The sequence below is a fragment of the Microbacterium sp. NPDC090281 genome (genome assembly GCF_044769635.1).
GTDB lineage: Bacteria > Actinomycetota > Actinomycetes > Actinomycetales > Microbacteriaceae > Microbacterium.
In genome coordinates this window covers 831444-843259 of record NZ_JBIVYH010000001.1, presented here as the reverse complement: position 1 = coordinate 843259, position 11816 = coordinate 831444, and the positions used below count along the sequence as shown (strand labels likewise).

Sequence of the window (11816 nt, the reverse complement as noted above, 5' to 3'; positions counted from 1 at the left end):
AGTCCCGTCTCCGCGAGCACCCGCTCAGCGCAAGACCTCGACGAGCGCGACCCACGACACCACCACGGCCGAGACGATCGCGAGCAAGCAGCCCGCAGCCGCGAGGTAGAGCCCGGCCGGATGCCCGATCCACACCAGCACACCCGCGGCGAGATAGGCGAAGATCGGCAGGAAGCCGACCAGGTACTTGAGCGGTCGGGCACGGTCCTCGGGGCTCGGGTCGGTCGCGATGAGTCGCGTAGCGTGCACCTGGAACACCGCGGCCAGCAACGTCGCGGCGACGGCCGCGACGCCGAACCAGGGGCCGTCGATGCCGGGGATCAGTCCCAGCGCCGACACCGCAAGGGCCAGGAGCAGGGCGGCGATCCCGGCGAGGAGCCGCGCGGTCAGCGTGCGCGACTTGACGATCTCGGCGATGTTCACACTCGCGGCGACGATCACGAGTCCGGCGAGCGCGGCTGTCGCCCCCGCCATCGCGACGTTGAACTCGCTCCACGACTCGAACATGCCGACATGCTAGACCCACCCGCGCGACGGTCGCACGGGTGGGTCTGGATGAAGGAGCCAGGGCGAAGCGTCAGGACTGCGTGGCGAAGAATGCGCGGATATCTTCGGCGAGCAGGTCGGGCCGCTCCAGAGCGGCGAAGTGCCCGCCCTCGTCGAAGCGGCTCCAGTGCACGATGTTCGAGTTGTCGCGCTCGGCGAAGACCCGGATCGTCTGGAAGTCGTCCGCGAAGACCGCGACCCCGGTGCGAGCGGCGTTGATGCGCGGCTCCGCGCCCTCGGCACCTTCGGCCGCGGCGTCGGCCCTGGCGTTCTCCAGGTAGCTGCGGCTCATGCCGGATGCCGCGTTCGCGAACCAGTTCACGCTGACCTCGAGCAGGATCTTCTCCAACGGCACCAGAGACGTGCCGTTGCCGAACGAGTTGAACAGTTCGCTGTACGCCAGCAGCCCGACCGGGGAGTCGCTGATCCCGACGGACACGGTCTGCGGACGCGAGGCGTTCATCGTGTTGTACCCGCCGACCGACTGGAACCACTGCATGTGCTCGAGGCCGGCGTAGTCCGCGGGTTCGAGCTTCTCGAACTCGGCAGGGTCGCCCGAGGGGAAGGAGAACAGCTGCAGCACGTGGAGCCCGAGGAAGCCCTCCGGGTTCAGCAGTCCGAGCTCGCGCGCGACCATGGCGCCGTTGTCCGAGCCGTGGATGCCGTAGCCGTCGTAGCCGAGTCCGCGCATCAGCCGGTCGTAGGCCTCGGCGACCTTCCCGACCGTCCAGCCCGGTGAGGCGAGGGGCTGCGAGAAGCCGTAACCCGGCGCATCCGGGATCACGACGTCGAACGCGTCTTCTGCACGCCCGCCGTGGGCCACCGGGTCGACGAGCCGGTCGATCACGTCGAGGTAGTCGACGGAGGAGCCGGGATAGGTGTGGGCGAGCAGCAGCGGCGTCGCGCCCTCGTGAGCGGAGCGCACGTGGATGAAGTGGATCGTCTGGCCGTCGACCTCGGTGGTGAAGTGCGGGACGGCGTTGATCCGCTCCTGGGCGGCGGCCCAGTCGAAGTCGCGCCAGGCGGCGACGGCTTCGCGCAGGTAGGAGTTGGGAGTGCCGGCATCCCAGTCATCCGTCGGCGACGGCTGCGGAAGGCGGGTGCGGGCGAGGCGATCCTGAAGATCGGCGACCTCGGCGGCGGAGACCGAGACGGTGAAGGGGTTGAAGGTGAGCGTCGTGTTTTCCATATCTCGAAGGTATGAGGGCATTAGGTTGGATTCGTTCCTAATGGATGCATGGCTTTCGAGGAGTTCCGATGGCAGATCCGACCGCTCGACTGCTCGCGCTGCTGGCACTGCTGCAGACCGGTCCTGAGCGCTCCGGAACAGAGCTCGCCTCGAGGCTCGGCGTCTCATCCCGCACAGTGCGGCACGACGTCGAGCGACTGCGCGACCTCGGCTACCCGGTCGACGCCACGAGAGGCTCCGTCGGTGGATATCGTCTCGGCGCCGGTGGCAGGCTCCCGCCACTGCTGCTCGACGATGAGGAAGCCGTGGCGGTCACGGTCGGGCTCCGCGCCGCGGCCGGCATCGCGGGAATCGCGGAGTCGGGGGCCAGAGCACTCGCCAAGCTCGAACAGGTGCTGCCGTCGCACTTGCGCCCCACGGTCGACGCGCTCCGATCGAGCGTCGACCGGGCGCCGGAGAACAACGACACCGACGCCCCCGACCCAGAGGTCGACGCCGCATCACTGCAGGCCATCGCGAGTGCGATCCGCAACGAGGAGTGGCTGCGCTTCGACTACGAGGGCGCGCCCGTGCTGGTCGAGCCGTATCGACTGCTCACCTGGGTGCGTCGCTGGTACCTGGTGGCGCGCGACCCGCAGACCGCGGAGTGGGGCACGTACCGGGTCGACTGGATGGAGCTGCGGATGCCGACCCATCGCCGCTTCGACCCGCAGCCGCTCCCCGGCGGCGACTACACGGCCTTCGCGATGCGGACCATCGCGGTGAGCGGGTGGATCGTGCACGCCAGGCTGCGCATCGATGCTCCGGCTGCGGCCGTGCTCGACCGGATCCACGCTGCGGTCGGCGTGGTCGAACCGGTCGACGACGAGCACTGCATCCTCGTCACCGGCGCAGACAGCCTCGACACCGTCGCCGCCTACATCGGAATGCTGATGATGGACTTCACGGTCGAGAGCCCGCCCGAGCTGCTCCCCCGCCTGCAGCTGCTCTCCGAGCGGTATGCGCGTGCCGTGGCCGGATCGAGGACGCGCGCATAGCCTCATGCCCTCACGTCGGCGGTTCCGTGGTCGACACGGATCTCCTTCGCACCGCGCCGCCGGGCGCCGTCGATCCAGTGCCGGTCGTGGGTGACCGTGACGACCGCGCCAGGGTGTCCATCGATCGCCGCCTCCAACTGTTCGACGAGCTCGGGGGCCAGTTGGTTCGTCGGCTCATCGAGCAGCAGCACGTCCCCGGGGTCGGCGAGCACGACGGCGAGGTCCAGTCGCCGACGCTGACCGACCGACAGCGAGCGCACCTCCCGTTCGAGGTCATCCTCGGCGAACAGGCCGAAGCGCAGCAAGGCCTCCGCGGCGTCATAGGGGTGGACTCCCGACGAGCGGGAGAACTCCTCGGCGACCGTGCCCTGACGCGGCGTCGACACCTCCTGACGCAGCCAGGAGACCCGTGTCCCCTCGCGCAGCGCGACCGTACCGGACTCCGCCATCCGCTCCCTCGCAAGAAGCCGCAGCAGTGTCGTCTTGCCCGCACCGTTCGGCCCTGTCACAAGCCATCGCTCGCCCGCCGACAGGGACAGGGAGTCGATTCGCAGCGACGGCTCCGCTGCCCGGACATCGTCGAGTGCGATGAGCACCCCCTCGACGACTGCGGCATCCGCGTCGAGATCGGCCGCAAGACGCAGGGGCTCGGGAGCGGGTGGACACGGCCCGGCCCGTAGCCGGGTCAGACGCTCCTTCGCCATCCTGATGCGGCCCCTCGCCCCGTGGTCGCGGCTCCGCGCGCGGAAGGCACCATGTCCGAATCCGTCGAGTTCGAGCTTGCGCGGGATCGCGTCGAGACGGAACGCGTTTGTCGCGGCGAGGGCCTCATTTCTCGCGATCTCCGCCTTCCAGGCCTCGTGGCGTTCCGACATCCGCTGTCGTTCGACGGCCCTGGCAACCAGATATCCGCGGTAACCGTCGCCGTAGCGCCGCAGGGCACCGCCCTCCACATGAACGATGTCGCGTGCGAACCGGTCGAGGAACGCGCGATCGTGGGTGACCACGACGAGAGCGCCGCGGTGGGCCCGGATGCGGGTCTCCAGCCAGGCGAGTGCGCCCTCGTCGAGGTCGTTCGTCGGTTCATCCAGCAGCAGCAGCTCCGCCTGGGCTGAGAGCGCGGCCGCGAGCGCGACGCGCGCCCGCTCACCACCGGAGAGCGAGTCGAACGGACGATCCCGATCGAGCGCGCCGAGCCCCAGTTGGTCGAGCGCTGAGTCCACTCGCCGGTCGACGCCGTACCCGTCACGGGACTCGAACTCTTCGATCAGCCGGGCGAGACCCTCCGCCTCCGATGGGAACTCGACATCCGCCAACCGCTCATATCCGGTCTGGATCTTCCGTTCGAGCGTCCTGAGGTCGGCGAGGAACGCGTCCAGGGCATCCGTCATCGTCGCGCCCGCGTGGACACGCGGTGCCTGCGCAGCGAATGCGACGCCGCCGGGGATAGCGATCTGCGCCTGCCCGGCGTTCGGAGTGCGCACGCCGGCGAGCACCTCGAGCAGCGTCGACTTGCCGGCACCGTTGTCGCCGACGATCGCCAGGCGATCCCGACCACCGACTACGAGGTCGATCTGATCGAGCACGAGCCGGTCGGCGAAGCGCACCGACACGGCACGGAGTTCGCAGGTCCGGTGAGCCGATGGAGCAAGAGCGGGGGTGGGGAATGCAGGGAACATGAGGTCTCCTCTCCGCGACGCGGCTGCGCGTCACGGGACGGCACATCGTCTGATGCGCGTCTGACATGAACCTCGAGCACGCCGATCACCGGCGCGCTCGCTCAGGACCCGCCGCGGAGAGACTCGACGCGGCGTCCCGATCTATCGGTTCAGAGTACCCACGGGCCGAGACGCTACCAGCCATCGGCTCCCACATGCAAGAGACCCCGCCGGCCTTCATGGGCCGGCGGGGTCTCTTGCTACGTGGTCAGGCGCCGCGCAGGCGTTCCGCGAGGTACGCGTGCAGGTCGTCGAGCCCGACCCGCTCCTGCGCCATGGTGTCGCGGTCGCGCACGGTGACGGCACGGTCGTCAAGCGAGTCGAAGTCGACCGTGATGCAGAACGGGGTTCCGATCTCGTCCTGACGGCGGTAGCGGCGGCCGATCGCGCCGGCGTCGTCGAAGTCGACGGCCCAGGATGCCCGGAGCGTGTCGGCGACCTCGCGGGCGAGCGGCGACAGCTTCTCGTTGCGCGACAGCGGCAGCACGGCGGCCTTGACCGGGGCGAGGCGCGGGTCGAGCTTGAGCACCGTGCGCACGTCGGTGCCGCCCTTGGCGTTGGGCACCTGCTCCTCGACGTACGCGTCGACGAGGAACGCCATCATGGCGCGTGTGAGGCCGAACGACGGCTCGATCACGTACGGGGTGTAGCGCTCGCCCGTGGCCTGGTCGAAGTACGTCAGGCTCTGGCCGGACGCCTCGCTGTGGCTGGAGAGGTCGTAGTCGGTGCGGTTGGCGACGCCCATGAGCTCGCCCCACTCCTTGCCGACGAAGCCGAATCGGTACTCGACGTCGATCGTGCCGGCCGAGTAGTGCGCGCGGTCGTCTTCCGGCACGTCGAACTGACGCATGTTCTCCGGGTCGATGCCGAGATCGATGAACCAGTTCCAGCAAGCCTTGACCCAGTGGTCGAACCACTCCTGCGCCTCTGCGGGCGGGGTGAAGAACTCGATCTCCATCTGCTCGAACTCGCGCGTGCGGAAGATGAAGTTGCCGGGGGTGATCTCGTTGCGGAACGCCTTGCCCACCTGGCCGATGCCGAACGGAGGCTTCTTGCGGCTCGCGGTGAGCACGTTCGAGAAGTTCACGAAGATGCCCTGAGCGGTCTCGGGGCGCAGGAAGTACAGGGCCGACTCGTTGTCGACGACACCGAGGTAGGTCTTCACCAGACCGGAGAAGGCCTTGGGCTCGGTGTACTGGCCCTTGGTGCCGCAGTTCGGGCACGGGATGTCGGCGAGGCCGTTCTCGGCCTTGCGTCCCTTGCGCGCCTCGAAGTCCTCGATGAGGTTGTCGGCACGGAAGCGACGGTGACACTGCAGGCATTCGACGAGCGGGTCGGTGAACGTCTCGACGTGTCCGGAAGCCTCCCACACGCGCTTGGGCAGGATGATGCTGGAGTCCAGGCCCACCATGTCTCCACGGCCGCGCACGAACGTCTGCCACCACTGGCGGCGGATGTTCTCCTTGAGCTCCGTGCCGAGGGGACCATAGTCCCAGGCCGATCGCGAACCGCCGTAGATCTCACCCGATTGGAACACGAACCCGCGGTGGCGGGCGAGGGCGATGACCTTGGCGAGGCGGGACTGTTCGGCCATGGTGGCTCCAATGGTCGGATGCGTGGTGACACCCGTGATCACGGGCATGCCATTCTATCCGGGGTTCCCGCGCGCTCCCTGGCCTCAGCGGCTGCGCCGGAGTACCGTCCTGGCATGAGCACTGCAGCGCGAACACCGCGGACCCGCGACGACGACACCCGCTTCTTCGGTCAGCCGTGGGCCCTGGTGCACATCTTCGGCGTGGAGATGTGGGAGCGCTTCAGCTTCTACGGCATGCAGGGCATCCTGCTCATCTACCTGTACTACTCGGTCTCGCAGGGTGGCCTCGGCATCCCGGAGGCGGTCGCGGGCGGCATCGTGGGCGCGTACGGCGGCTCGGTCTACCTGTCGACGATCCTCGGCGCGTGGCTCGCGGACCGGCTGTTCGGCTCCGAGCGGGTGCTCTTCGTCAGCGCGATGGTGATCGTGGCGGGCCACCTGGCGCTCGCGTTCCTGCCCGGCGCCGTCGGGGTGGGAGTCGGCCTGGTGCTCGTGGCCCTGGGCTCCGGCGGGCTCAAGGCGAATGCGACCTCGGTCGTCGGCAGCCTGTACAGCGCTGACGACCCGCGAAGGGATGCCGGCTTCTCGCTGTTCTACCTCGGGATCAACCTCGGCGCTTTCATGGGGCCGATCCTCACCGGCATCCTGCAGTCATCGCTCGGCTTCCACTACGGCTTCGGACTCGCCGCCATCGGCATGACTCTCGGACTCGTGCAGTACTCGTTCGGCCGCCGCTCACTGCCCGCCTCGGTACGCGAGGTGCCGAATCCGCTCCCCCGTTCGCGCTACCCGCTGGTCGGGATCATCGCGGCGGCCGCGATCGTGCTGATCGCCGTACTGGTGCTCACGGGAGTGATCAAGGCCGACAACCTCGCGACCCTGGTCATCTACGGCACGATCATCGCGGCGGTCGCCTACTTCGCGGTGATCCTCTCGAGCCGGCGCATCGACGCCACCGAGCGCTCGCGTGTGTGGGGCTTCCTGCCGCTGTTCGTCACCAGTGTCGCCTTCTGGTCGCTGTACCAGCAGCAGTTCACGGTGCTCACGGTCTACTCCGACAAGCGCCTGGACCGGAACCTGTTCGGCTGGGAGATGCCGGTGTCGTGGGTGCAGTCGATCAATCCGGTGTTCATCATCATCCTGTCCGGCGTCTTCGCCGCGATCTGGACCCGACTGGGAAAGCGTCAGCCCTCGACGCCGACGAAGTTCGCCCTCGGCGCGATCATCATGGGAGCCGCATTCCTGCTCTTCCTCCCGTTCGCCGGCGGCGGGGAGAACTCCACGCCGCTGCTCGCGATCGTCGGCATCCTGTTCGTTTTCACCGTCGCGGAACTTCTCATCTCCCCCGTCGGCCTCTCGGTGGCGACGAAGCTCGCCCCGGCTGCATTCCACACGCAGATGGTCGCGCTGTTCTTCCTGTCGATCGCGCTCGGGACGGCGATCTCGGGCTGGCTCGTGCAGTTCTACAACCCCGACGACGAGGTGCCGTACTTCTCGATCCTCGGCGGCATCGCCATCGTGGTCGGCCTCGGACTGCTGCTGAGCGTGAAGCCCGTGCTGAAGCTCATGCGCGGGGTGCGCTGAGCCCACTCCACCGCGGGATCAGGCCGTGAAGAGGTAGCCGCGTGCGTTGTCGTACCCGGCGATCTTCAGGCCACTGCCGAGCAGGCCCTCCATCTGCGCGCGCAGACGGGTGCGCCACTCGTGGGCCGCTGCCGGGTCGGCGACGCGCAGCGACTCGATGTCGGCCGGGATCTCCAGCGTCTCGACGACCGTGTCGTCGGCCGGGGGCTTGGCGATGTCGGCGAGCGCCCATTCGACATCGAGCCGATCGCTCTCATCACCCGCGTCACCGCCGCCGAAGATGCCGTAGCGGTTGATCGAATAGCCGGTCGCTCGCGCGCCCAGCACGGTGAAGAAGAAGTGCGCGTTGCGCGCGACGAGCGGATCGAATGTCCAGGTGATGCGACCGACATCGCGGGAGAACGCCCACTGACGCTGGTGCTCCTTGAGCTCGCGCCCCCAGCCACGCCCGCGGTACTCGGGCAGCAGTGCCGTGATGTGCGAGTGCATCGCACGCCGGGCGGGCTCGCCGAAGAAGGCGATGGATGCACCGACCATGCGCTCCTCGTCGCCCTCGCCGTCGAAGAAGCCGACGACGTAGTTGCCCGACTGCTGCAGGGCGCGCAGGGTGCCGGCATCCACCACGCGCTGCGGACCCCTGATGGAGTCGAGCAGGCCCTGCGCGTCGAGGATGAGTTCAACGGTGTCGAGATCACGGATGGTTCGCACGCACCCAGTCTGCCCCTCCTCGGCCCGTTCGAGGAATCGGGATGCGGTTCCCACGCCATCCCGGTCAGCACCGATCGACCCCGCACCTCTCGATGGCCGATAGCCTGAGCCGGTGGGTGCGAGTGATGACAGAGCCAGGAAGCGCCTCTCCCGAACCCCGCCGAAGTGGGCGATCGTCGCCGTCCTCGCCTTCGCGGGGCTCTGCTCCTCCTTCATGTTCACGCTGGTCGTGCCGCTGCAGGCCGAGCTTCCACAGCTGCTGAACGCCTCTCGCGAAGACACCACCTGGGTCGTCACGATCACGCTGCTCGTCGCCGCGGTCGCCACCCCGATCTCGGGCCGCCTCGGCGACATGTACGGCAAGCGCCGCGTCGTGATCGCGCTGTTGGCCATCCTGATCCTCGGCTCCGTGATCGCCGCGGTCTCGGGCTCGATCATCGGCGTGATCATCGGCCGCGCACTGCAGGGCGCCGTCACAGGGGTCGTTCCCCTCGGCATCGCCATCATGCGCGACGTGCTGCCGCCCGAGCGGCTGGGCACAGCGGTCGCCCTCATGAGCGCCACGATGGGCGTCGGCGGGGCGATCGGGATGCCGGTTGCCGCCCTGCTCGCCCAGAACGCCGACTGGCACATGCTCTTCTGGCTCGCCGCCGCGCTCGGTGTGGTCGGCCTCGTCCTCGTGCTGGCTGTGATCCCCGAGGATGTCCTGCGTTCCCCCGGCCGGCTCGACGTGCTGGGTGCGATCGGACTCGCGATCGGCCTCACCGGTCTCCTCCTCTTCGTCTCGCGGGGTGCGCAGTGGGGGTGGACATCGCCGCTGACGCTCACCTGCATCATCGGCGGACTCATGGTGCTGCTGGTATGGGGCTGGTACCAGCTGCGCACGAAGGACCCGCTGCTCGATCTGCGCGTCGCCGCACGCCCCGCCGTGCTCTTCACGAACATCGCCGCGATCGGCATGGGCTTCGCGCTGTTCGCCTCGAACGTGACGTTCCCGCAGATGCTCGAGGCTCCGTCGATCGGCGGGGGCTTCGGCCTCGACATGGTCGCCGCATCGCTCGTGATCATGCCTGCAGGCCTCGTGATGATGGTGATCTCACCGCTCTCCGGCTGGCTGGAGCGCACCGTGGGTCCGCGCCCACTGTTCACGGTCGGCGCCACCGCGATCGTGCTCGCCTACGTGTTCGTCCTGCTGTGGTCGAGCGAGGTGTGGCACGTCCTCGTCGCGAACCTGCTGATCGGCGTGGGCATCGGGTTCACGTTCGCCGCGATGCCGATGATCATCATGCGCTCGGTCCCCGCGAACGAGACCGGCGCGTCGAACGGACTGAACGCGCTGTTCCGCTCGGTCGGCACATCCAGCGCCTCGGCCGTGATGGGCGGCGTCCTCGCCGCGATGAGCATCGACATCAACGGCGTGGCAGTGCCCACCAGGACCGCTTTCGAGGTGTGCTTCTGGCTTGCGATCGCGGCTGGCGTCATCGCGGTGGTGCTGTCACTGTTCATCCCGAAGCAGCGCTCCACCGAGCAGCATCCGTCATTGCCCGGCTGAACGCGCAGTTCCGCACGGCGTCAGCGGGAGATCGTGCGCGGGTCCGGATCGTCGGCGCGCGGCGGACGCAGCCTGTCCGGGATCGGCCACTCCACGATGAACTGCGCGGTCGCCGGACGGCTCATGTCGCCGAAGTCGTCGATCTTCACGACGATTCGGCCGGGCACGCCTTCCTCGTCCGGGGTCACCTCGAGGATGCGCACCCGCAGCGGGCGGTCATCCTCACTCTGCCCCTCGAGCATCCACGGATCGGCGAGCCAGGCGATGCCGTGCTCCTCGAGTGCGGCCTCGGCGTCGAGCCATTCGGTGGGAGCGGATGCCGGCCGCCCGAGCACGTCGACGGCGACCCAGTCGTCGCCCACAGGATGGATCCAGCCGAGCAGCTCACCGTCATCGCGACGGTGCGGGGTCCAGTCAGGTCGTGGCATCCGATGATCCTACTCAGTCAGAACGTGAGCACCAGTCGGCTGTCCCCGGACCCGCCGGTGGCGTTCCACGCTGCCTCGACCTCGGACGCGGGCACGGCCGTCGATGCACTCACGATCGTCCCCTCCGCGATCACCTTGACGATCTCGGGAAGCTCCGCGACGAAAGCCGAGCGGCCGACCGAGCCTTGGCCGCTGCCGACGATCGTGAGACCGGACGACCGGAGCGCTGCCGAAGGGATCTGCGCCTCCTGACCGGCAGAGGAGCCGATGGCGATCCAGTCGAGCCTGGAACCCTTCTTCTCCCTGGCTGTCACCACCGCACGCATCGCGTCGACGGCCGGGTCACCCCACACGTAGTCGAGGACGACATCGACGTCGGCGGCGGCACGTCCGAGCGCATCGATGTCGCCCAGCGGCACGATCTCGTCGGCGCCGAGGCCCGGCAGCCCTGCAAGCCGAGCGACGTTGCGACCGCTCGCGATGACCTGCGCGGCCCCCAGGTGCTTCGCGACCTGGACGGCCGCCGTTCCCGCCGCACCCGTCGCGCCGAGGATCAGCACGCGAGCGTCACGCGGGAACGAGATGCGATGACGCAGCGCGACCCACGACGACATGACGGGGTTCGCTGCAGCGGCGATCGCGGCGGGGTCGGCGCCCTCCGGGAGGATCACGCTGGCTCGCGGATCGACGGCCACGCGCTCAGCCATCGATCCACGGGTGTCGCTGGCCACCGCGAAGTAGCGCGTGGTGCCGTCGGGGAAACGGCCGACGCCGTCCACTCCCGGAATGAGCGGAAGGGAGCCTTCGCTCGTGTAGTGCGAGCCGTCGGCCTGCGATCTGACCCTCGGGTGCACCCCCACCGCGAGGACATCGACGACGACCTCGCCGCTGCGTGGTTCCGGCTCCGGAAACGGCTGCCACATGGGTGCGGCGCCGAACGAGTTGACGACAGCTGCGTACATGATGATCTCCTTTGGTTCGTATTACGAATGAATCTAGTTCGTAATACGAACATCGTCAACTATGCTCGGATCATGGCCCGCGACATCTCCGACGACGACGACCTCATAGATGCCCTCGGGCAGACGGCGTTCATGACCATGGGCGCACTCACCGGGCTCGCCGCCGACGCCGGCCTGTCACTGACGCAACTGCGCGTCCTCGCGATCCTGCGAGATCGACGACTGCGCATGAGTGACCTCGCCGAGTACCTGGGGCTGGAGAAGTCCACGATGACCGGGCTGGTCGCACGAGCCGAGCGCAAAGAGCTGCTCGCACGCGTACCGAACGAACAGGATGCGCGCGCTGTCGATGTCGTACTCACCGATCAGGGACGGGACATCGCCGATGCGCTCAGCATCGCCCTCCGCGAGACGCTGACGCCGCTCACCGCGCTGCTGCCCCCGGGTGATCGCGGCGCTCTGACCGCGCTGCTGCGACGTATGCTCCCCTGAGCCCCG

General features: G+C 68.5%; 11 protein-coding genes. 4 read left to right on the top strand and 7 right to left on the bottom strand.

What is annotated here, in order from left to right:
• Positions 1 to 24: 24 nt before the first annotated feature.
• Positions 25 to 507 (bottom strand): hypothetical protein, encoded by a 483-nt coding sequence (locus ACIQTX_RS04000; RefSeq protein ID WP_402969184.1) that lies wholly within the window; start codon positions 505 to 507, stop codon positions 25 to 27.
• Between the two features lie 70 nt (positions 508 to 577).
• Positions 578 to 1735 (bottom strand): epoxide hydrolase family protein, encoded by a 1158-nt coding sequence (locus ACIQTX_RS03995; protein WP_402969181.1) that lies wholly within the window; start codon positions 1733 to 1735, stop codon positions 578 to 580.
• A 68-nt stretch (positions 1736 to 1803) separates the two neighbouring features.
• Here ACIQTX_RS03995 and ACIQTX_RS03990 point away from each other — a divergent pair, with 68 nt between their 5' ends.
• Positions 1804 to 2772, top strand: a complete 969-nt coding sequence (locus ACIQTX_RS03990) for a helix-turn-helix transcriptional regulator (RefSeq protein WP_402969178.1) — start codon at positions 1804 to 1806, stop codon at positions 2770 to 2772.
• A gap of 2 nt (positions 2773 to 2774) precedes the next feature.
• Here ACIQTX_RS03990 and ACIQTX_RS03985 read toward each other — a convergent pair whose 3' ends face one another.
• Together ACIQTX_RS03985 and ACIQTX_RS03980 are read right to left on the bottom strand one after the other, a co-directional pair.
• A complete protein-coding gene (locus ACIQTX_RS03985; RefSeq protein WP_402969175.1) occupies positions 2775 to 4451 on the bottom strand; it encodes an ABC-F family ATP-binding cassette domain-containing protein in 1677 nt (558 codons plus the stop codon).
• Between the two features lie 247 nt (positions 4452 to 4698).
• Positions 4699 to 6084 (bottom strand): glycine--tRNA ligase, encoded by a 1386-nt coding sequence (locus ACIQTX_RS03980; RefSeq protein ID WP_402972949.1) that lies wholly within the window; start codon positions 6082 to 6084, stop codon positions 4699 to 4701.
• Positions 6085 to 6198: 114 nt separating this feature from the next.
• Between ACIQTX_RS03980 and ACIQTX_RS03975 the strand changes: the two genes are divergently transcribed.
• Complete coding sequence (locus ACIQTX_RS03975; RefSeq protein WP_028500840.1) at positions 6199 to 7668, top strand: oligopeptide:H+ symporter; 1470 nt, start codon at positions 6199 to 6201, stop codon at positions 7666 to 7668.
• Between the two features lie 18 nt (positions 7669 to 7686).
• Here ACIQTX_RS03975 and ACIQTX_RS03970 read toward each other — a convergent pair whose 3' ends face one another.
• Positions 7687 to 8376, bottom strand: a complete 690-nt coding sequence (locus ACIQTX_RS03970; protein ID WP_028500841.1) for a GNAT family N-acetyltransferase — start codon at positions 8374 to 8376, stop codon at positions 7687 to 7689.
• Between the two features lie 112 nt (positions 8377 to 8488).
• Between ACIQTX_RS03970 and ACIQTX_RS03965 the strand changes: the two genes are divergently transcribed.
• Positions 8489 to 9928: an MFS transporter gene (locus ACIQTX_RS03965; RefSeq protein WP_402969171.1), complete on the top strand. Its 1440-nt coding sequence runs from the start codon at positions 8489 to 8491 to the stop codon at positions 9926 to 9928.
• 20 nt (positions 9929 to 9948) lie between these two features.
• Here ACIQTX_RS03965 and ACIQTX_RS03960 read toward each other — a convergent pair whose 3' ends face one another.
• Together ACIQTX_RS03960 and ACIQTX_RS03955 are read right to left on the bottom strand one after the other, a co-directional pair.
• Complete coding sequence (locus ACIQTX_RS03960) at positions 9949 to 10356, bottom strand: hypothetical protein (protein ID WP_402969168.1); 408 nt, start codon at positions 10354 to 10356, stop codon at positions 9949 to 9951.
• A 17-nt stretch (positions 10357 to 10373) separates the two neighbouring features.
• Complete coding sequence (locus ACIQTX_RS03955) at positions 10374 to 11318, bottom strand: zinc-binding dehydrogenase (protein ID WP_402969165.1); 945 nt, start codon at positions 11316 to 11318, stop codon at positions 10374 to 10376.
• Positions 11319 to 11390: 72 nt separating this feature from the next.
• On the opposite strand from ACIQTX_RS03955, the gene ACIQTX_RS03950 reads away from it, so the two are divergent.
• A complete protein-coding gene (locus ACIQTX_RS03950) occupies positions 11391 to 11810 on the top strand; it encodes a MarR family winged helix-turn-helix transcriptional regulator (protein WP_402969162.1) in 420 nt (139 codons plus the stop codon).
• The last annotated feature ends 6 nt before the right edge of the window (positions 11811 to 11816 follow it).

Excerpts from the sequence above, each read along its gene's own strand:
- ACIQTX_RS03995 (WP_402969181.1), bottom strand. The coding sequence starts at position 1,735 with ATGGAAAACACGACGCTCACCTTCAACCCCTTCACCGTCTCGGTCTCC.
- ACIQTX_RS04000 (WP_402969184.1), bottom strand. The coding sequence starts at position 507 with ATGTTCGAGTCGTGGAGCGAGTTCAACGTCGCGATGGCGGGGGCGACA.
- ACIQTX_RS03950 (WP_402969162.1), top strand. The coding sequence starts at position 11,391 with ATGGCCCGCGACATCTCCGACGACGACGACCTCATAGATGCCCTCGGG.
- ACIQTX_RS03960 (WP_402969168.1), bottom strand. The coding sequence starts at position 10,356 with ATGCCACGACCTGACTGGACCCCGCACCGTCGCGATGACGGTGAGCTG.
- ACIQTX_RS03955 (WP_402969165.1), bottom strand. The coding sequence starts at position 11,318 with ATGTACGCAGCTGTCGTCAACTCGTTCGGCGCCGCACCCATGTGGCAG.
- ACIQTX_RS03980 (WP_402972949.1), bottom strand. The coding sequence starts at position 6,084 with ATGGCCGAACAGTCCCGCCTCGCCAAGGTCATCGCCCTCGCCCGCCAC.
- ACIQTX_RS03990 (WP_402969178.1), top strand. The coding sequence starts at position 1,804 with ATGGCAGATCCGACCGCTCGACTGCTCGCGCTGCTGGCACTGCTGCAG.
- ACIQTX_RS03975 (WP_028500840.1), top strand. The coding sequence starts at position 6,199 with ATGAGCACTGCAGCGCGAACACCGCGGACCCGCGACGACGACACCCGC.
- ACIQTX_RS03985 (WP_402969175.1), bottom strand. The coding sequence starts at position 4,451 with ATGTTCCCTGCATTCCCCACCCCCGCTCTTGCTCCATCGGCTCACCGG.